Genomic DNA, 19,710 nt, shown 5'->3' on the forward strand with positions numbered 1-19,710 from the left:
TGGCGTCGCTCAGTCCAATTCCATTTCCATACTGAGTAACCCTAATTTAAAGAGAAAAACCGAATGACAACTTCAGCTCAATTCCAGCAACTTGCATCTCAAGGCTACAACCTGATTCCTGTATACCGCCAGCGCCTGGCTGATACTGATACTCCTTTATCTATCTTTGCCCGTCTAAAACAGCACCAACAGGCTTATCTGTTCGAATCTGTGGAAGGGGGAGAAAACTGGGCGCGCTATTCAATTATCGGCCTGGGTGAATCGACTGTATTCTCCTGTAATGCGGGTGAACTGACTGTTCAGCATCCAGATGGCTCTATTGAAAAACAGCACTGTGCCGATCCATTCCAGTATATCCGTGACTTTCAGGCACAGTTTAAAGTACCGACCCAGGCAGAACTTCCAGCCTTACCAAGCTTTACCGGTGGTCTTGTCGGTTACTTTGGTTATGACTCAGTACGTTATATCGAACCTAAGCTAAAAAATGTGCCTGAAGCTGATCCGGTAGGCTTGCCAGATATCTGGATGATGCTGTCCAAAACCGTCATCGTATTCGATAATCTGAAAGATACCCTGTTCCTGATTGTCCATGCCGATGCAGCGGATCAGGCAGCTTATGAGAAAGCGCAGCAGCAGCTGGATGAGCTGGAAAATATTCTGGCAACACCAGTGAGCCTGAAAGCAGAAAAACATACAGCACCGCACTTTGAGTCTTTAACTGGACATGACAACTTTATTGCCTCTATTGAAAAGGTAAAAGAGTACATTCGTGCCGGAGATGTGATGCAGGTCGTGCCGGGTCATCGTATGGTTTCTGATTTCGATGGTGAGCCTTTACAGGTCTATCGCGCATTACGTCATCTTAATCCATCACCTTACCTGTTCCTCGTGCAAGGGCAGACCCTAGAAGACAATACGCCGTTCCATATTGTCGGCTCTTCACCTGAAATTCTGTCACGTCTGGAAAATGGCATTGCGACTGTTCGTCCACTGGCGGGTACGCGTCCACGTGGCAAGACCAAGGAAGAAGATCTGGCACTGGAAAAAGATTTACTGTCTGATGAAAAAGAAATTGCCGAGCACTTAATGCTGATTGACTTAGGCCGAAATGATGTCGGTCGAGTATCCAAAATCGGTAAAGTGCAAGTCACTGATCAAATGGTGATCGAACGTTACTCGCATGTGATGCACATTGTGTCGAATGTACAAGGTGAAGTGCGGGATGATGTGGATGCGCTGGATGTTTTTAAGGCAACTTTCCCGGCTGGAACACTTTCTGGTGCACCAAAAATCCGTGCTATGGAAATTATTGACGAAGTTGAGCCAGTGAAACGCGGAATTTTTGGCGGCGCTGTTGGTTATTTAGGCTGGCATGGCGAAATGGACATGTCGATCGCGATTCGTACCTGCGTGATTCGTGAAAATAAGGTCTATGTTCAGGCCGGAGCAGGGCTGGTTGCGGACTCAAATCCTGAGTCAGAATGGAATGAAACCCAAATAAAAGCTCGCGCAGTGATCAAAGCGGTTGAATTATCATCAAACGGATTGATTTTGTGAGTTTTTGGCGTTTTTTTTGAAAAAAACACTTGCATGGATTCTGAGTTTTGCTAAACTGCACACCGTTCCGATACGAAACGTACGAAACACTAAGAAACGCCGGCATAGCTCAGTTGGTAGAGCAACTGACTTGTAATCAGTAGGTCCACAGTTCGAATCCGTGTGCCGGCACCATCTTAGAGAGTTTGGAGTGCGAAGTAAAGAACGACACTGATGTAAGTGTAAAAATGGTGAGGTTCCCGAGCGGTCAAAGGGGGCGGACTGTAACTCCGCTACGAAAGTTTCGAAGGTTCGAATCCTTCCCTCACCACCAATTTTAAGACTTCAAAGTGGTAAGTACCAACATCGTGCGGGAGTAGCTCAGTTGGTAGAGCGGCAGCCTTCCAAGCTGCATGTCGCGAGTTCGATCCTCGTCTCCCGCTCCATTGTTTGAAGTGCTAATATTTGCTCTTATAGCTCAGTGGTAGAGCACTCCCTTGGTAAGGGAGAGGTCTCGAGTTCAAATCTCGATAAGAGCTCCAGATTACAGTTTGGCAACGTGGTTGCAAAAATATTTCAAAAGCAGGCTATTTAGTCTGCTTTTCAAGTATTTGGTGTTTGGTTTTTTTTAAACGATATGTCGGAGCTGGGTTTTACTCAGAATTGTGTTCGACGTAAACGAGGAAGATTAACATGGCTAAGGCTAAGTTTGAACGTAATAAGCCACACGTTAACGTGGGCACAATCGGTCACGTTGACCATGGTAAAACAACTTTAACAGCTGCGATTGCAACTGTATGTGCTAAAAAATTCGGTGGTGAAGCGAAAGACTACGCTGCAATCGACTCTGCACCAGAAGAAAAAGCACGTGGTATTACAATTAATACTTCACACGTAGAATACGATTCTCCAACTCGTCACTACGCTCACGTAGACTGCCCGGGCCACGCCGATTATGTTAAAAACATGATTACTGGTGCTGCTCAGATGGACGGCGCGATCCTTGTATGTGCTGCGACTGACGGTCCAATGCCACAAACTCGTGAACACATCCTGCTTTCTCGTCAGGTAGGTGTACCTTACATCGTTGTATTCTTGAACAAATGCGACCTTGTAGACGACGAAGAGCTTCTTGAACTGGTTGAAATGGAAGTTCGTGAACTTCTTTCTACTTACGACTTCCCAGGTGATGACACTCCTGTAATCCGTGGTTCAGCACTTGCTGCACTGAACGGTGAAGCTGGTCAATACGGTGAAGATGCAGTTGTAGCTCTTGTTGAAGCGCTTGACTCTTACATTCCAGAACCAGAACGTGCAATCGACCAAGCATTCTTGATGCCAATCGAAGACGTATTCTCAATTTCTGGTCGTGGTACAGTAGTAACTGGCCGTGTAGAAACTGGTGTCATCAAAGTTGGTGAAGAAGTTGAAATCGTGGGTATCAAAGACACAGTTAAGACTACTGTAACTGGCGTTGAAATGTTCCGTAAACTTCTTGACGAAGGTCGTGCTGGTGAGAACTGTGGTATCTTGCTTCGTGGTACTAAACGTGAAGACGTACAACGTGGTCAAGTACTTGCTAAACCAGGTTCTATCAAACCGCACACTAAATTCGATGCAGAAGTATACGTACTTTCTAAAGACGAAGGTGGTCGTCACACTCCATTCCTGAATGGTTACCGTCCACAGTTCTACTTCCGTACAACTGACGTAACTGGCGCGATTTCTTTGAAAGAAGGCGTTGAAATGGTTATGCCTGGTGACAACGTAGAAATGTCAGTAGAACTAATCCACCCAATCGCAATGGACCCAGGTCTACGTTTTGCGATCCGTGAAGGTGGTCGTACGGTTGGTGCTGGTGTAGTTGCTAAAGTAACTGCATAATCATAGAATAGAAAATAAGCTGGAGTTTCGGCTCCAGTTTATCTACAGGCCAGTAGTTCAATTGGTAGAGCGTCGGTCTCCAAAACCGAATGTTGGGGGTTCGAGTCCCTCCTGGCCTGCCAAGTTTTTTTCAAAAGACGCTTGATGTCGGCAAAACTGGTCATATAATAAGTCGCGAAACCTACGACGAGTACAAAAATGTCGAATGATAAATCACGCGACGCATTAAGCGAAGCGGCAATTCCTCAAAGAAATAATCCTGCTGTAGATGTAAGTTCTGGTTCTCCATTAGACATTGTTCTATGGGTTATCGCCTTGATTTTATTGGTCGGTGCTATGATGGTAAACCAATATTTACCTGCATACTGGGCGCCTGCGAATGATATTTGGGTGCGCGTTGGGGTAATTTTGGCTTGTATCGTTGTGGCATTCGGTTTATTATACGCCACCCATCAAGGCAAAGGCTTTGTTCGTCTTCTTAAGGATGCACGAATCGAGTTACGTCGAGTGACCTGGCCTACCAAACAAGAAACTGTGACCACATCTTGGCAAGTCCTTGCTGTTGTAGTGATTGCAGCCATTGTTCTATGGTGCTTTGACTATGTTTTAGGCTGGTTAATGAAGTTTATTATCGGGTAAGAGAGCTATGAAACGTTGGTACATTATTCATGCCTATTCAGGTTATGAAAAACAAGTGATGCGTTCGCTTAATGATCGAATCCAGCGTAGCGCTGTTGCCGATAGCTTTGGTGAAGTCCTTGTTCCTACCGAAGAAGTGGTAGAAATGAAGGATGGCAAGAAGCGTAAATCAGAGCGTAAGTTCTTTCCTGGCTATGTATTAGTCGAAATGGAAATGAACGATGACACTTGGCACATCGTGAAAGAGTGTCCAAAAGTGCTTGGTTTTATTGGTGGTACGGCTGAAAAACCGGCTCCAATTACGCAAAAAGAAGCTGATGCAATCCTTGCACGTGTACGCAATACTGGTGAAGCACCGCGTCCTAAGACCATGTTTGAACCAGGCGAAGAATTACTCGTAATTGACGGTCCATTCACTGACTTTAAAGGTGTGGTGGAAGAAGTGCTTTACGACAAGTCACGCTTAACGCTGACGATTAACGTATTTAACCGACCAACTCAGGTTGAACTGGAATTTCGCCAAGTCGAAAAAACAGTTTAATTTGTTCGGGTTGAAAACGCCTGATTTGCGTGCAAATCAGGCATTGTTGTTGTAACGGTATCGTTACTTGAAATCATTGGGGAGCCTAGCGGCGTTTGCACCCAGAGGTAATTTGAAATGGCTAAGAAGATTGACGGCTATATCAAGCTGCAAGTTCCAGCTGGTAAAGCGAATCCATCTCCACCGATTGGTCCTGCACTAGGTCAACGTGGTGTTAACATCATGGCATTCTGTAAAGAATTCAATGCTGCGACACAAAAAGTTGAAGCTGGTCTACCAATTCCAGTCGTGATCACTGTGTACAACGACAAGTCGTTCACATTCATCATGAAAACTCCACCTGCTGCTGTTCTTCTTAAGAAAGCTGCTGGTATCCAAAAGGGTTCTTCTGTACCTAACAAAACTAAAGTTGGTAAGTTGACTCGTGCTCAATTGGAAGAAATCGCGACTACTAAAGAACCAGACTTAACTGGTGCTGATTTAGACGCGCGTGTACGTACCATCGCTGGTTCTGCACGTTCTATGGGCTTGGAAGTGGAGCTATAAGACATGGCAAAGTTAACTAAACGTCAAAAAGCCATTGCTGCTGCTGTAGAAGCACAGAAAGTTTACACTTTAGAAGAAGCTGTAGAAGTTCTTACTAGCCTTCCAGCTGCGAAATTCAAAGAATCTTTGGACATCGCTGTAAACCTGGGTGTTGACCCTCGTAAATCTGATCAGGTTGTTCGTGGCGCGACTACTCTTCCTGCAGGTACTGGTAAAACTGTACGCGTAGCTGTATTTGCTCAAGGCGCTGCTGCTGAAGCTGCGAAAGAAGCTGGTGCAGACGTTGTTGGTTTCGATGATCTTGCTGAAAGCATCCAAGGCGGAAACCTTGACTTCGACGTAGTGATTGCTGCTCCTGATGCAATGCGTGTTGTTGGTAAACTGGGTACGATTCTTGGTCCACGTGGCTTAATGCCAAACCCTAAAGTAGGTACTGTAACTCCTGACGTAGCAACTGCAGTTAAAAATGCAAAAGCTGGTCAAGCGCGTTACCGTGTAGACAAAGCAGGTATTATCCACGCTGCGATCGGTCAAGTAGGTTTCTCTGCTGAAGCTGTTCGTCAAAACGTTGAAGCTCTTGTAGCTGACCTTAAGAAAGCAAAACCTGCTACTTCTAAAGGTGTTTACATTCAAAAGATCACTCTAAGCTCTACTATGGGTCCTGGTCTGATCGTTGATGTAGCAAACGTTTCTAAATAAGTTATAAACTTATACAGAATTTTAAAGCCCTGAGTAAGTTTTAAAGCACTGCTTTAAAACTTACGCAAGAAGAAACCGGTTTCGGACTACTTGCGAACTTAGGCAGACTTTGAATTGATAAATGTAAATTTATCAGCGTCAAAGACCTCAGGCGAGGGGAGTTTTATGCTTTCCTCTTAATACTCCAGCCTGCGTAGACGCGGTGGTGTGATTTGTTCATCCTCCGCGTGTGATTTCAGAGATGAATTCACGAATTGGGAGTGTGCTTGTGATCAGGCACATAAATCACCGTTAGGAGGTTTTACAATGGCTCTTCTTATTGAAGGCAAAAAACAGATCGTAGCTGAAGTAAGTGAAATTGCTTCTACTGCATTTGCCGCTGTTGTTGCTGACTACCAAGGTTTAACAGTTGAGCAATTAACTGCTCTTCGTGTTGAAGCTCGTAAACTAGGTGTTAAAACACGTATCGTGCGTAACACTCTGGCTAAACGCGCTCTTCAAGATACTCAATTCAATATCTTGAACGACAGCCTTGTTGGCCCAACAATCTTAGCTTTCTCGACTTCTGAAGACGACATGGGTGCAGCTGCACGCTTGTTCGAAGAATTCGCAAAAACTAACAAAGCATTCGAACTTAAAGCTGCTGCATTTGATGGCAAAGTTTACGAAGGTGCTGAAGTTAGCGTAATCGCGAACCTTCCGAACCAAGAAAAAGCGCTTACTATGCTTGCAAATGTTCTTCAAGCTCCTATTTCGAAATTGGGTCGCCTTATTACTGCGCTCAAAGAGAAAAACGAGTCAGAAGCTGCATAAGCTTAAATTTATTTCCACACCATTCAATTTCCATTTGGAGTTATTCTCATGGCTTTAACTAACGAAGAAATCCTAAACGCAGTTGCAGAAAAAACTGTTCTTGAACTTGTTGAACTAATCTCTGCTTTCGAAGAGAAATTCAACGTATCTGCTGCTGCTGTTGCTGTTGCTGCTGCTCCTGGCGCTGCTGCTGCTGCTGAAGAACAATCAGAATTCAACGTTGAGTTGACTTCTTTCGGTGGTAACAAAGTTGCTGTAATTAAAGCAGTTCGTGAAGCGACTGGTCTTGGCTTGAAAGAAGCTAAAGACATGGTTGAAGGCGCACCTACAGTTCTTAAAGAAGGCGTTTCTAAAGAAGAAGGCGAAGAGCTTAAGAAAAAACTTGAAGAAGCTGGTGCTACAGTTACTCTTAAGTAATTTCTTAAAGGAGCCGGTTTTTTTATAATCGGCTCCAAAAATTGGCTGATGGCTCTTGGGTCATCAGCCTTTTTGCGTTACAATAATCGGCTCGATTTTTGTTTGCATGATATAAAATTCATACAAATTAAAAATAAACATAATGAACAAACGCTTACCAATATTTTTCATTAAAAAAATATTGTTAAGCGTTTTAATACCACTAAAAATTGCAGCATTTGTAAAGAGTGGTGGCCATATCGGCCAGCGTAATTCCTTCTGAGCCCGTTCTGCAGGCGGGCTTGGTTTACACTTTCCGAGGACTCCAGATGGCATACTCATATACCGAAAAGAAACGGATCCGTAAGAATTTTGGTAAATTGCCTAGCGTCATGGATGCTCCGTACCTGCTCGCGATTCAAGTCGACTCGTACAGAACATTCTTACAAGATGGCAAATCACCAAAAAACCGCGAAGATATCGGTCTCCAAGCCGCATTTCGTTCAGTTTTTCCTATTGAAAGTTATTCTGGCAATGCTGCTTTAGAATTCGTTGAGTATAGTCTTGGTAAGCCTGAGTTTGATGTACGCGAATGTATCCTTCGTGGCTCAACTTATGCAGCACCAATGCGCGTAAAAATTCGTTTGATCCTGAAAGATCGCGAAACTAAATCAATCAAAGACGTACGTGAACAAGAAGTCTACATGGGCGAAATGCCACTTATGACAGACAACGGTACTTTCGTGATTAACGGTACCGAGCGTGTAATCGTATCGCAATTGCACCGTTCACCGGGCGTATTCTTTGACCACGATAAAGGCAAAACTCACTCAAGCGGTAAAGTCCTTTATTCGGCTCGTATCATTCCTTACCGTGGTTCATGGTTAGACTTTGAATTCGATGCCAAAGACCTGGTCTACGTACGTATTGACCGTCGTCGTAAATTGCTTGCGACTGTGGTGCTTCGTGCGCTGGGTTATACCAACGAACAAATTCTCGACATGTTCTACGAGAAAGTACCTGTGTATCTGGACATGGGTAGCTACCAGATTGACCTTGTTCCAGAGCGCCTGCGCGGCGAAATGGCACAGTTCGACATTGCTGACAAAGACGGCAAAGTCATTGTTGAACAAGGTAAACGTATTAACGCACGTCATGTACGTCAAATGGAAGCATCTGGTCTTGAGAAGCTTTCTGTTCCTGATGAATACCTGTACGAACGTATCACTGCTGAAGACATCCCACTGAAAGATGGTGATGTGATTGCAGCCAATACTGTTCTAAGCCATGAAATTATGGTGAAAATTGCAGAAGGCGGCGTGAAACAGTTCAACATCCTGTTCACTAACGATATCGACCGTGGTCCATTCATTGCGGATACATTACGTGCTGATACCACAGTAAGCCGTGATGAAGCACTTGTAGAAATCTACAAAGTCATGCGTCCAGGTGAGCCACCAACAAAAGAAGCTGCTGAGAACCTGTTCAACAACCTGTTCTTCTCTTCTGAGCGTTATGATCTGTCTCCAGTCGGCCGTATGAAGTTCAACCGTCGTTTGGGTCGTCCTTACGAAGTGGGTACTGATCAGAAGTCACGCGAAGTTGAAGGCATTCTCTCGAATGAAGATATCACTGATGTATTAAAAACATTAGTAGAAATCCGTAACGGTAAAGGTGAAGTCGACGATATCGACCACTTGGGTAACCGTCGTGTTCGTTCTGTGGGTGAAATGACTGAGAACCAATTCCGTGTAGGTCTGGTTCGTGTAGAACGTGCTGTTAAAGAACGTTTGTCTCAAGCTGAAACTGATAATCTGTCTCCGCAAGACCTGATCAATGCGAAGCCAGTGGCTGCTGCAATCAAAGAATTCTTTGGTTCAAGCCAGTTGTCTCAGTTCATGGACCAAAACAACCCGTTATCTGAAATTACCCACAAGCGTCGTGTATCAGCACTTGGGCCTGGTGGTTTGACTCGTGAACGTGCGGGCTTCGAAGTACGTGACGTACATCAAACTCACTATGGTCGTGTATGTCCAATTGAGACTCCTGAGGGTCCAAACATTGGTTTGATCAACTCTCTGTCTGTTTACGCCAAATGTAACAACTTCGGTTTCCTGGAAACTCCATACCGTAAAGTGGTTGATGGCCGCGTAACTGATGACGTTGAATACCTGTCTGCGATTGAAGAAGTAGGTACTGTGATTGCACAGGCCGACTCTGCAGTAGATAAAGACGGCAACCTGTCTGAAGAATTCGTTTCTGTACGTCACCAAGGTGAATTCGTACGTATGCCTCCTGAAAAAGTGACGCATATGGACGTATCTGCTCAACAGGTTGTATCTGTAGCAGCATCACTGATTCCGTTCCTTGAGCACGATGACGCCAACCGTGCATTGATGGGTTCGAACATGCAACGTCAGGCTGTTCCTACGTTAATCGCTGACAAACCACTGGTTGGTACCGGTATGGAAGCGAACGTAGCACATGACTCTGGTGTATGTGTAATCGCGAAACGTGGTGGTCGTATTGAATTTGTTGACGCTTCGCGTGTCGTGATTCGTGTCAACGAAGACGAAATGGTTGCAGGCGAAGCAGGTGTAGATATCTATAACCTGATCAAATACACACGTTCTAACCAGAACACTTGTATCAACCAGAAAGTTCTTGTGAACCTGGGCGATAAAGTAGGTCGTGGCGACGTTCTGGCTGACGGTCCATCAACTGATGGTGGTGAGCTAGCATTGGGTCAAAACATGCGTGTAGCGTTCATGACTTGGAACGGTTACAACTACGAAGACTCTATCTTGTTATCTGAGCGTGTTCTTCAAGAAGACCGTTTAACGTCTATTCACATCCAGGAACTTTCATGTGTTGCACGTGATACCAAACTGGGTGCTGAAGAAATTACTGCCGATATCCCGAACGTGGGTGAAGCAGCGCTTTCTAAACTGGACGAGTCAGGTATCGTTTACATCGGTGCTGAAGTGACCGCGGGTGACATCCTGGTAGGTAAAGTAACGCCTAAAGGTGAAACTCAGTTAACTCCTGAAGAAAAACTGCTTCGTGCAATCTTCGGTGAAAAAGCGGCTGACGTAAAAGACTCTTCTTTACGTGTTCCATCGGGTACTAAAGGTACTGTGATCGACGTTCAAGTGTTTACACGTGACGGTCTTGAGAAAGACGAACGTGCTCAGGCAATTGAAAAAGCTCAGCTGGATGCTTACCGTAAAGACTTGAAAGAAGAATACAAAATCTTCGAAGAAGCAGCACGCGAACGTATTGTCCGTCTGTTGAAAGGTCAGGAATCTAACGGTGGCGGTACTACTAAACGCGGTGACAAACTGTCTGAAGAATTGTTATCTGGTTTAGAGCTGGTTGATCTGCTTGATATCCAACCAAGTGATGAAGCAATTGCTGAACGTTTAACTCAAATTCAAGTGTTCTTAAAAGAGAAGAGCCTTGAAATTGATGAGAAATTTGCTGAGAAAAAACGCAAACTTTCTACAGGTGACGAACTGACAACTGGCGTATTGAAAGTTGTTAAGGTTTACCTGGCCGTTAAACGTCGTATCCAGCCTGGTGATAAGATGGCGGGTCGTCACGGTAACAAGGGTGTAGTTTCTAACATCCTGCCTGTTGAAGACATGCCGCACGATGCCAATGGTGTACCAGTAGATATCGTACTGAACCCGCTCGGTGTACCATCACGTATGAACGTCGGTCAGATTCTGGAAACTCACTTGGGTATGGCTGCTAAAGGTCTTGGCGATCAAATCGATAAGATGCTGAAAGAACAGCGTACAGTTCTTGAACTGCGTGATTTCCTAGACAAGATTTATAATAAGGTTGGCGGTCAGCAAGAAGATCTTGACAGCCTGACTGATGAAGAAATCTTGAAACTGTCTGGTAACTTGCGTAAAGGTGTTCCTCTGGCAACTCCAGTATTTGATGGTGCTGAAGAAGGTCAGATCAAAGAATTACTTGAGCTTGCTGGCTTGTCACGTACGGGTCAAACTGTATTGTATGATGGCCGTACTGGTGAACGTTTCGACCGTCCTGTAACTGTAGGTTACATGTACATGCTGAAACTGAACCACTTGGTTGACGACAAGATGCATGCGCGTTCTACTGGTTCTTACTCTCTAGTAACGCAACAGCCGCTTGGTGGTAAAGCACAATTCGGTGGTCAGCGTTTCGGTGAGATGGAAGTCTGGGCACTGGAAGCATACGGTGCAGCATATACGCTTCAAGAAATGCTTACTGTGAAGTCGGATGACGTTGAAGGCCGTACCCGTATCTATAAGAACATTGTAGATGGTAACCATTATATGGACCCAGGTATGCCTGAATCGTTCAACGTATTGACCAAAGAGATCCGTTCTTTAGGTATCAACATTGAACTGAAAAATGGTGACTAAGAAATCTCCCCCGACCCCTCTTTAAGAAAGAGGGGAGAAAGTCCCCCCTTTATAAAGGGGGATTTAGGGGGATTCTTGAGATTCCCGAATTTCAGTAAAAAACAATATTTGTGACCCAGTCGGGAAGTGAAAATCTCCTCGACACACGGAGAAAAAAATTGAAAGACTTGCTCGATATCATGCGCAAAAAGACGGATTCCGACGGTCATGCTCCAGTAGAGTTTGATCGTATCCGTATTGGTCTTGCGTCACCAGAAATGATTAAGTCGTGGTCTCATGGTGAAGTTAAAAAGCCAGAAACCATTAACTACCGTACGTTCAAACCAGAACGTGACGGTTTATTCTGTGCCAAAATCTTTGGTCCAGTAAAAGATTACGAATGCTTGTGTGGTAAATACAAGCGTATGAAATACAAAGGCGTCATTTGTGAAAAATGTGGCGTTGAAGTAACAACTGCGAAAGTTCGTCGTGAGCGTATGGGTCACATCGAACTGGCTTCTCCAGTTGCACACATCTGGTTCCTGAAATCATTGCCTAGCCGTATCGGTCTTTTATTAGACATGACGCTACGTGATATCGAACGCGTATTGTATTTCGAATCTTACGTTGTAACTGACCCAGGTATGACTCCATTTGAGAAATACCAACTTCTTAACGATGAAGAATACTTCAATGCGTTAGAAGAACACGGTGATGAATTCACTGCGAAAATGGGTGCAGAAGCGGTTCAAGACTTGCTTAAAGATATCGATCTTGAAGCTGAAATTGCGCGTCTTCGTGAAGAAATCCCTAACACAACTTCAGAAACTAAGCTTAAAAAAGCCTCTAAACGTCTGAAATTGATGGAAGCATTCAACGATTCGAACAACAAGCCAGAATGGATGGTGATGAACGTACTTCCTGTACTTCCACCAGATCTTCGTCCGCTTGTACCACTTGAAGGTGGTCGTTTCGCGACTTCTGACCTGAACGACCTTTACCGTCGTGTGATCAACCGTAACAACCGTTTGAAACGTCTTCTTGACCTTGCGGCTCCAGATATCATCGTACGTAACGAAAAACGTATGTTGCAAGAATCTGTAGATGCATTGCTGGATAACGGTCGTCGTGGTCGTGCAATTACAGGTTCGAACAAACGTCCGCTTAAATCTTTGGCAGATATGATCAAAGGTAAACAAGGTCGTTTCCGTCAGAACTTGTTGGGTAAACGTGTCGATTACTCTGGTCGTTCGGTAATTACCGTAGGTCCAAGCCTGCGTTTACACCAATGTGGTCTTCCTAAGAAAATGGCGCTTGAACTGTTCAAGCCATTCATCTTTGCGAAGCTGCAAGCATCTGGTCAAGCAACAACCATTAAAGCTGCGAAGAAAATGGTTGAACGTGAAACTCCAGAAGTTTGGGATGTTCTTGCCTCTGTGATTCGTCAGCATCCAGTAATGTTGAACCGTGCGCCGACCCTTCACCGTCTAGGTCTTCAAGCATTTGAACCTATTCTGATTGAAGGTAAAGCGATCCGTCTTCACCCACTCGTATGTGCTGCGTTCAACGCCGACTTCGACGGTGACCAAATGGCGGTACACGTACCATTAACACTTGAAGCTCAGTTAGAAGCTCGTGCGTTAATGATGTCGACTAACAACATTCTGTCTCCAGCGAACGGTGAGCCAATCATCGTACCGTCTCAGGACGTTGTCTTGGGTCTTTACTACATCACTCGTGATGCAGTAAATGCCAAAGGTGAAGGCATGGTGTTCGCGGATACTGACGAAGTGAACCGTGCGCTTGCGACTGGTCAGGTAGATATGCACGCTCGCGTGAAAGCACGTGTACACCAAACCGTGATCAACGAAAACGGCGAACGTGAACAGCAAACGATTATCGTAGATACAACTCCTGGTCGCTGTCTGCTTTGGGAAGTTGTGCCTGAAGGTATGGACTTCCAGCAAATTAACGTTGAGATGACTAAAAAGAACATCTCTAAGTTAATCAACTCTTGCTACCGTAAACTGGGTCTGAAAGACACTGTTATCTTCGCGGACCAATTGATGTACCTTGGCTTCCGCCAAGCGACTCGTTCTGGTGTTTCTGTTGGTATGGAAGACATGGTCATTCCACCACAAAAACAAGCGATTATCGGGAAAGCCGAAGCTGAAGTTCGTGAAATTGAACAACAGTTCGAACAAGGTTTCGTAACTGCCGGCGAACGTTATAACAAAGTGGTCGATATCTGGGCGCGTACAAACGACCAGGTAGCGAAAGCGATGATGGATAACTTGTCATTCACGACTGTTAAGAACAAACAGGGTGAGGACGAGAAACAGAAATCATTCAACAGCATCTACATGATGTCTGACTCTGGTGCCCGTGGTTCTGCAGCTCAGATTCGTCAGTTGGCTGGTATGCGTGGTCTGATGGCGAAACCGGATGGTTCGATCATTGAGACACCAATTAAAGCGAACTTCCGTGAAGGTTTGACAGTACTTCAGTACTTCATTTCAACACACGGTGCGCGTAAAGGTTTGGCCGATACAGCACTGAAAACAGCGAACTCTGGTTACCTGACTCGTCGTCTGGTAGACGTTGCGCAAGACTTGGTCATCACTGAGCCGGATTGTGGTACGTTGTCTGGTCTTGTCATGACTCCGTTCATTCAAGGCGGTGACGTGATCGAGAACCTGGGTACTCGAGTACTAGGTCGTGTAGTTGCTGAAGATGTGAAACGTGCGGGTACTGAAGAAGTTATTCTGCCGCGTAACACATTGATCGACGAAAAACTTGCAAACTACCTGGAAGAGCAAGGTGTCGATGAAGTTAAAGTACGTTCAGTCGTATCTTGTGAATCTACTTTCGGTGTTTGTGCGAAATGTTACGGTCGTGACCTTGCACGCGGTCACTTGGTAAACCCAGGTGAATCTGTGGGTGTTATGGCTGCTCAGTCAATTGGTGAGCCGGGTACACAGTTAACCATGCGTACCTTCCACGTAGGTGGTGCTGCGAGCCGAACTTCTGCTGCAAACAGCGTACAAGTTCGTAATAAAGGTACTGTACGTTTCCATAACGTAAAAACTGTACAACATGCCAAAGGTCACTTGGTATCAACTTCACGTTCAGGTGAAATCGGTATTGCAGATGACTTAGGCCGTGAACGTGAACGTTACAAACTGCCATATGGTGCGTCTATCTTGCTGAAAGATGGTGAAGCTGTAGAAGCAGGCGGTATCGTAGCGACTTGGGATCCGCATACACATCCACTGGTTACAGAAGTAGCTGGTAAAGTTCGCTTCAGCCAGATTGCTGATGGTGTAACTGCAACATCGAAAACTGATGATGCAACTGGTATGACCACTGTTGAAATCTTGCCTGTAACAGCACGTCCTGCTTCTGGTAAAGATTTACGTCCAGCTGTTGTGCTTGACACAGTAGACGGCGGTGAACAGTTCTACTTCTTGCCACAAAACACCATTCTTTCTGTCCGTGATGGCGAAACAATTGGTGTGGGTGACGTAATTGGTCGTGTACCACAAGAATCTTCACGTACTCGTGATATTACCGGTGGTCTGCCACGTGTTGCTGACTTGTTCGAAGCGCGTAAACCGAAAGAACATGCAATCCTTGCAGAAGTTTCAGGTGTTGTAAGTTTCGGTAAAGAGACCAAAGGTAAAAACCGTCTGGTGATTACTCCGGATGATGGTTCTGAGATCTACGAAGAGCTGATTCCGAAATGGCGTACCATTAACGTGTTCGAAGGCGAACATGTGAACCGTGGTGAAACTATTTCTGATGGTCCACAGAACCCGCATGACATCTTACGTTTGAAAGGTGAAGTGGCGTTGACTAACTACATCGTGAACGAAGTTCAGGACGTTTACCGTCTGCAAGGTGTAAAAATCAACGACAAGCATATTGAAGTGATCGTACGTCAAATGCTGCGTAAAGTGGACATCACTGACGGTGGCGATACAAGCTTTATCAAAGGTGAACAAGTGGATTACATCCGTGTGATGCAAGAGAACCAAGCTGTTCTTGCGCAGAACAAGTTCCCTGCGAAGTTTGAACGTCAATTGATGGGTATTACCAAAGCGTCGCTTTCTACTGACTCGTTCATCTCTGCTGCATCGTTCCAGGAAACCACTCGTGTGTTAACTGAAGCGGCTGTAACAGGTAAAGAAGATGATTTACGCGGTCTGAAAGAAAACGTAGTTGTAGGTCGTCTGATCCCAGCGGGTACAGGCCTGGCTTACCACTTAGAGCGTCGTCGTCAGGAAGCAGAAGCTGCAGAATTTGAATTGCACAATGACTTCTCTGATGTAGACCAGGCGTTGAGCCAAGCATTCAGCGATGAATTTAACGGTCTGTAATTAGCCGCTAAATCATTTTAAAAAGCCACCTTCGGGTGGCTTTTTTATTTCCTAAAATTATTCATATTTATATCGCTAGAAAAGATCAGATTATCTGGTGGTTATTTGTCCTAAATATGGAGAAATCATCAATAAAACATGATCTTTCATGCGCTCTTTACAAAATAAATCATGAGGGTTTCAAGATTTAACATCTTGTTATGAATCGCTCCTTAAAATCAGGTTAATCTTAAGTCAAAGCACGAAGGAAGGCCAAGATCATGAAAAAGTTAATGAGCGTAATGGCTGTTGCAACTATCTCCACTTTTATGTTGGCAGGCTGTGAAAATATGTCTGCTAAAGATCAGCGTATTGGCGCAGCTGCGCTCGGTGGTGCAGTGGGTGGTGGTGTAGGTAACAGAGTAGGTGGTGGTGTTGGTGCAGCAGTTGGCGGTGGTGCCGGTGCAGCAGTCGGTAGTAAAGCTCAAGGTGGTTCAAACCGTAATGCGACCTATAGTGGTGTCGGTGGTGCTGTAGGTTCTGCAGTGGGTAAAAGCATCTTTGGCGGTACAGGTGGGGCTGCAATTGGTGGTGCCATCGGTGGTGGTGCTGGTGCAGCGATCGAACAGAATAACCGTCGTCGTTAATCGACAGAACTATCCTCCAGATCGATTTAAAAGCGCCTCAATGGCGCTTTTAGTTTATTCAATTTCGTTATTTAGCTTCTCGAGGCTTGCCTTTGCTCTGTTTAAGGCGGATATAAACGGTCTTTTGTACCTCAGCGATACGCACACCGGAATCATCATAAATATTGAGCTGATACTGGCGATAAACCGGACTATGGTCAGCTGCCAGTTCTTTCACTGTTTGTACTTCCTGCTTGGAAATCCGGATGTCAGCATAGACTGTTCCGCGTCCTGGTGCCAGAAACTGAATGGTAGAGCTTTTATCCCAGACAATGTATTTTGGACCCAGATGGTGCATCAGCAATAACATATAAAACGGATCGACCATGGAATACAGGCTGCCACCAAAATGTACTCCGACAATATTCTGATTCTTGCGAGTCAGTGGCATTTTCACGCGAACGTGATAATTGGCAAAGTCCATTTCATCAATGACAATGCCTGCTCCACGGTAAGGGGCATAGCGATTCAGTATAAATTTGGATAACAAGGGCAGTTGCTGAATTTTTCGTAATAGGCTCATGCGGATATTCTTTTTTCTGGTCTCGTATGCATACTAGAACAACAAAAATAAGCTGGCATTGATAAATCGTGCCTATTTCAACAATAAAAGAGTCAATCAGCGAATAAGGATACATCTATGCAAAGACATAGCCAGTGGGTAGATACCAGCGATCATCAACGTCTCTATGTGAAAACCTGGGGCGAGCCTGAACAACCAGCTTTAGTGCTGGTTCATGGTTATCCTGACCATCAGGATGTTTGGGAAGCGGTGATTTCTCACCTTGTTCAGGATTATTTTGTGGTGACCTATGATGTGCGCGGAGCAGGAGACTCCAGCGTTCCCAAGAAAATTCGGGATTATCGTCTGGAACGTCTGTGTGCAGATTTAGAGCAAGTGGTCGATCAGGTCTTGCCGGGACGAACTTTCCACCTCGCGGCTCATGACTGGGGGTCAATCCAGGCTTGGGAAGCGGTCACCGAACCTAAATTTAAAGGCCGGATTTTGTCTTTCAGCACCATGTCAGGTCCATGTCTGGATCATGCTGCTTTCTGGATGCGTGAACAGTTTAAACAGCATAAGATCAAGTTCTTTAAACAGATGACCAAGTCCTGGTATATCGCGGTATTCCAGTTGCCTTTTATAGCGCCTACTGCATGGAATTTTTTTAATGCAGAACGTTGGGGCAAAATGATCAGCCAGCTGGAACAGCAGGATAATCTGCCGCTAAACCAGAATATTGTCAAAGACGGCAAATATGGCGTCAATCTGTATCGGGCGAACTTTCTACCACGTTTATCTCGACCTAGACAGCGTTTTGCGATCTGTCCGGTACAGGCAATTGTGCTCAAAAAGGACCAGTTTGTTGGCCCGGATCTGATTGATGAAATGCCAAAATGGGTGGAAGATTTTTCCCGGGTAGAACTGAATGCCAATCACTGGGCTATCCTAAGCCAGCCGGAACAGGTGGCTCATCTGATTCATAATTTTATTCAGCAGAAATTAACAGCGACCATCTGATACGGAGATTGGGAACGTGACTCGGCAAGGGATAAGTGGAAGAATTTTTATCCGGATTTTCTGATAAAATAGCCGTTTTCTCTCATTCCCAATTCATTATGTTCGCAATTCTTGCTGCTATTGGAGTCATGTTTGGACTCTCATTGGCACGTGTACCTGTGGTTTTTGCCCTGGTCATTGGTGCTGTTACGGGTGGTTTGCTGGCAGGTCTTGGCCTCCAGGGAACTTTAGATGCATTTAACAATGGTCTGGGCGGCGGCGCTAAAATTGCCTTGGCTTATGGCATCTTGGGTGCTTTTGCTTTGGCCTTGGCACGTTCCGGTTTGCCTGACTTGCTGGCCTATAAAATGATTACCACCTTAAAAGGTGAGGCATCAGAAAAGGCACAGAACAAGGTTAAATATCTGATCTTCTGTACCGTCGCATTGGCTGCCGTTTTCTCGCAAAACGTGATTCCGGTGCACATCGCCTTTATTCCGGTTCTGATTCCACCGTTATTATTGGTATTTAACCATCTGAAGCTGGATCGCCGTTTGGTGGCCTGTCTGCTGACCTTTGGTCTGGTGGGAACATATATGCTGGTTCCAGTCGGTTTTGGTGCCATCTTCCTGAATGATATTCTGGGCCATAACATCAATACCTTTGGTAAACCTTATGGCTTTGAGATTACTTATGACCAGATTCCCGCTGCGATGGCGATTCCGGTCTCAGGTATGTTCGTGGGTTTGCTGGTGGCCATGTTTATCAGCTACCGTAAGCCGCGTCTCTATAAAGATATCCATGTGGAACAGCAGCAAAGTATCTCTGCTGAACTGGGTGTAGAACAAAAATCAGCGAAACCGCAAATTGCCAAACTGACCATCTGGATGGCAGCGATCGCGGTGATTGCAACTCTTGTGGTACAGCTCTATTCAGATTCCATGATTCTTGCCGGTCTGGTCGGTGTCGCAATCTTGAGTTGTGCCGGAATCTTTAAATGGAAAGAAGCAGATGATGTGATCATCACCGGTATGCGTATGATGGCCCTGGTTGGCTTTATCATGATTGCCGCGCAAGGTTTTGCTGCCGTGATTGAGGCAACAGGACAGGTTCCTGCGCTGGTTGAAGCGTCGGTTGACTGGATTGGTAATAGCCAGGCACTTGCCGCCTTTTTAATGTTGTTGATTGGTCTGCTGATTACTCTGGGTATCGGTTCATCATTCTCTACCATTCCGATTCTGGCGATTATTTATGTACCGCTCTGTATTCAATTTGGTTTTAGTCCTACAGCAACTATTGCGATCATTGGGACTGCGGCTGCTTTGGGCGATGCCGGTTCTCCAGCATCAGATTCAACTTTAGGCCCAACATCCGGTCTGAATATGGATGGTCAGCATGACCATATGAAGGATAGTGTGGTTCCAACCTTCATTCATTTTAATATTCCGCTTATCATTTTTGGCTGGATTGCAGCCATGGTTCTGTAAGTCCTTTTTATAATCTGCTCTGATATAAATCGGAGCAGATTTGCCTAGATTTAAAATAAATTATAAGATGTATTTAAAATATATTTTTAAATAAAAAATTAATAGACCTCTTGCGAAAGTAAAAACTGCCTCAATATAGATTTCATGAAATATCAGAAATTAAATCGTTTTTCAGATTCTGAATTCCAGCGCTTGGTTGGTGTACCTCGAGCAGTTTTTAGTGAAAT

At 45.0% G+C, this 19,710-nt stretch carries 15 protein-coding genes and 5 tRNA genes; 18 read left to right on the plus strand and 2 right to left on the minus strand.

The window, feature by feature from the left end:
• Positions 1–63: 63 nt before the first annotated feature.
• From trpE to rplL, 13 genes are all read left to right on the plus strand, one after another.
• Positions 64–1,557, plus strand: coding sequence for an anthranilate synthase component I (trpE, locus tag FTV12_RS12440; RefSeq protein ID WP_159123742.1), 1,494 nt, complete (start codon positions 64–66; stop codon positions 1,555–1,557).
• A 98-nt stretch (positions 1,558–1,655) separates the two neighbouring features.
• Positions 1,656–1,731 (plus strand) — tRNA-Thr (locus FTV12_RS12445).
• A gap of 55 nt (positions 1,732–1,786) precedes the next feature.
• A tRNA-Tyr gene (locus tag FTV12_RS12450) sits at positions 1,787–1,870 on the plus strand.
• Between the two features lie 36 nt (positions 1,871–1,906).
• A tRNA-Gly gene (locus FTV12_RS12455) sits at positions 1,907–1,982 on the plus strand.
• Positions 1,983–2,003: 21 nt separating this feature from the next.
• Positions 2,004–2,078, plus strand: a tRNA-Thr gene (locus FTV12_RS12460).
• 151 nt (positions 2,079–2,229) lie between these two features.
• Complete coding sequence (gene tuf / locus FTV12_RS12465) at positions 2,230–3,420, plus strand: elongation factor Tu (protein WP_179991967.1); 1,191 nt, start codon at positions 2,230–2,232, stop codon at positions 3,418–3,420.
• 46 nt (positions 3,421–3,466) lie between these two features.
• Positions 3,467–3,542: transfer RNA gene (locus FTV12_RS12470), tRNA-Trp, on the plus strand.
• A gap of 76 nt (positions 3,543–3,618) precedes the next feature.
• Positions 3,619–4,059 carry a preprotein translocase subunit SecE gene (gene secE, locus FTV12_RS12475; protein ID WP_179991968.1) on the plus strand — a complete coding sequence of 147 codons (441 nt, stop codon included), beginning with the start codon at positions 3,619–3,621 and terminating at the stop codon, positions 4,057–4,059.
• Positions 4,060–4,066: 7 nt separating this feature from the next.
• Complete coding sequence (nusG, locus tag FTV12_RS12480; RefSeq protein ID WP_005232530.1) at positions 4,067–4,600, plus strand: transcription termination/antitermination protein NusG; 534 nt, start codon at positions 4,067–4,069, stop codon at positions 4,598–4,600.
• Positions 4,601–4,717: 117 nt separating this feature from the next.
• Positions 4,718–5,146, plus strand: a complete 429-nt coding sequence (rplK, locus tag FTV12_RS12485) for a 50S ribosomal protein L11 (protein ID WP_004781668.1) — start codon at positions 4,718–4,720, stop codon at positions 5,144–5,146.
• A gap of 3 nt (positions 5,147–5,149) precedes the next feature.
• Complete coding sequence (rplA, locus tag FTV12_RS12490) at positions 5,150–5,845, plus strand: 50S ribosomal protein L1 (protein WP_004781669.1); 696 nt, start codon at positions 5,150–5,152, stop codon at positions 5,843–5,845.
• Between the two features lie 306 nt (positions 5,846–6,151).
• On the plus strand, positions 6,152–6,658 hold the full coding sequence (gene rplJ / locus FTV12_RS12495; RefSeq protein WP_004781671.1) for a 50S ribosomal protein L10: 507 nt from the start codon (positions 6,152–6,154) through the stop codon (positions 6,656–6,658).
• A gap of 48 nt (positions 6,659–6,706) precedes the next feature.
• Entirely contained in the window at positions 6,707–7,075 is a 369-nt protein-coding gene (rplL, locus tag FTV12_RS12500; protein ID WP_159123444.1) for a 50S ribosomal protein L7/L12, read from the plus strand.
• A 63-nt stretch (positions 7,076–7,138) separates the two neighbouring features.
• Here the strand turns inward: rplL and FTV12_RS12505 are convergent, their stop codons facing one another.
• A complete protein-coding gene (locus FTV12_RS12505) occupies positions 7,139–7,390 on the minus strand; it encodes a hypothetical protein (protein WP_034170979.1) in 252 nt (83 codons plus the stop codon).
• Here FTV12_RS12505 and rpoB point away from each other — a divergent pair.
• From rpoB to FTV12_RS12520, 3 genes are all read left to right on the plus strand, one after another.
• Positions 7,384–11,472: a DNA-directed RNA polymerase subunit beta gene (rpoB, locus tag FTV12_RS12510; protein ID WP_180017491.1), complete on the plus strand. Its 4,089-nt coding sequence runs from the start codon at positions 7,384–7,386 to the stop codon at positions 11,470–11,472. The genes FTV12_RS12505 and rpoB overlap by 7 nt on opposite strands.
• A gap of 158 nt (positions 11,473–11,630) precedes the next feature.
• Positions 11,631–15,830 carry a DNA-directed RNA polymerase subunit beta' gene (rpoC, locus tag FTV12_RS12515; protein ID WP_004781676.1) on the plus strand — a complete coding sequence of 1,400 codons (4,200 nt, stop codon included), beginning with the start codon at positions 11,631–11,633 and terminating at the stop codon, positions 15,828–15,830.
• Between the two features lie 260 nt (positions 15,831–16,090).
• Complete coding sequence (locus FTV12_RS12520; protein ID WP_034170980.1) at positions 16,091–16,456, plus strand: DNA transfer protein p32; 366 nt, start codon at positions 16,091–16,093, stop codon at positions 16,454–16,456.
• A gap of 67 nt (positions 16,457–16,523) precedes the next feature.
• Here the strand turns inward: FTV12_RS12520 and FTV12_RS12525 are convergent, their stop codons facing one another.
• On the minus strand, positions 16,524–17,018 hold the full coding sequence (locus tag FTV12_RS12525; RefSeq protein WP_180034163.1) for a DUF4442 domain-containing protein: 495 nt from the start codon (positions 17,016–17,018) through the stop codon (positions 16,524–16,526).
• 117 nt (positions 17,019–17,135) lie between these two features.
• Between FTV12_RS12525 and FTV12_RS12530 the strand changes: the two genes are divergently transcribed.
• Positions 17,136–18,017: an alpha/beta fold hydrolase gene (locus tag FTV12_RS12530; RefSeq protein WP_180034164.1), complete on the plus strand. Its 882-nt coding sequence runs from the start codon at positions 17,136–17,138 to the stop codon at positions 18,015–18,017.
• Between the two features lie 98 nt (positions 18,018–18,115).
• A complete protein-coding gene (locus tag FTV12_RS12535; protein ID WP_180034165.1) occupies positions 18,116–19,483 on the plus strand; it encodes a Na+/H+ antiporter family protein in 1,368 nt (455 codons plus the stop codon).
• Positions 19,484–19,710 lie beyond the last annotated feature (227 nt).

The sequence above is a fragment of the Acinetobacter sp. YH12233 genome (assembly GCF_013417725.1).
Lineage (GTDB): Bacteria > Pseudomonadota > Gammaproteobacteria > Pseudomonadales > Moraxellaceae > Acinetobacter.

Excerpts from the sequence above, each read along its gene's own strand:
- trpE (WP_159123742.1), top strand. The coding sequence starts at position 64 with ATGACAACTTCAGCTCAATTCCAGCAACTTGCATCTCAAGGCTACAAC.
- tuf (WP_179991967.1), top strand. The coding sequence starts at position 2,230 with ATGGCTAAGGCTAAGTTTGAACGTAATAAGCCACACGTTAACGTGGGC.
- secE (WP_179991968.1), top strand. The coding sequence starts at position 3,619 with ATGTCGAATGATAAATCACGCGACGCATTAAGCGAAGCGGCAATTCCT.
- nusG (WP_005232530.1), top strand. The coding sequence starts at position 4,067 with ATGAAACGTTGGTACATTATTCATGCCTATTCAGGTTATGAAAAACAA.
- rplK (WP_004781668.1), top strand. The coding sequence starts at position 4,718 with ATGGCTAAGAAGATTGACGGCTATATCAAGCTGCAAGTTCCAGCTGGT.
- rplA (WP_004781669.1), top strand. The coding sequence starts at position 5,150 with ATGGCAAAGTTAACTAAACGTCAAAAAGCCATTGCTGCTGCTGTAGAA.
- rplJ (WP_004781671.1), top strand. The coding sequence starts at position 6,152 with ATGGCTCTTCTTATTGAAGGCAAAAAACAGATCGTAGCTGAAGTAAGT.
- rplL (WP_159123444.1), top strand. The coding sequence starts at position 6,707 with ATGGCTTTAACTAACGAAGAAATCCTAAACGCAGTTGCAGAAAAAACT.
- rpoB (WP_180017491.1), top strand. The coding sequence starts at position 7,384 with ATGGCATACTCATATACCGAAAAGAAACGGATCCGTAAGAATTTTGGT.
- FTV12_RS12505 (WP_034170979.1), bottom strand. The coding sequence starts at position 7,390 with ATGCCATCTGGAGTCCTCGGAAAGTGTAAACCAAGCCCGCCTGCAGAA.
- FTV12_RS12520 (WP_034170980.1), top strand. The coding sequence starts at position 16,091 with ATGAAAAAGTTAATGAGCGTAATGGCTGTTGCAACTATCTCCACTTTT.
- FTV12_RS12525 (WP_180034163.1), bottom strand. The coding sequence starts at position 17,018 with ATGAGCCTATTACGAAAAATTCAGCAACTGCCCTTGTTATCCAAATTT.
- FTV12_RS12530 (WP_180034164.1), top strand. The coding sequence starts at position 17,136 with ATGCAAAGACATAGCCAGTGGGTAGATACCAGCGATCATCAACGTCTC.
- FTV12_RS12535 (WP_180034165.1), top strand. The coding sequence starts at position 18,116 with ATGTTCGCAATTCTTGCTGCTATTGGAGTCATGTTTGGACTCTCATTG.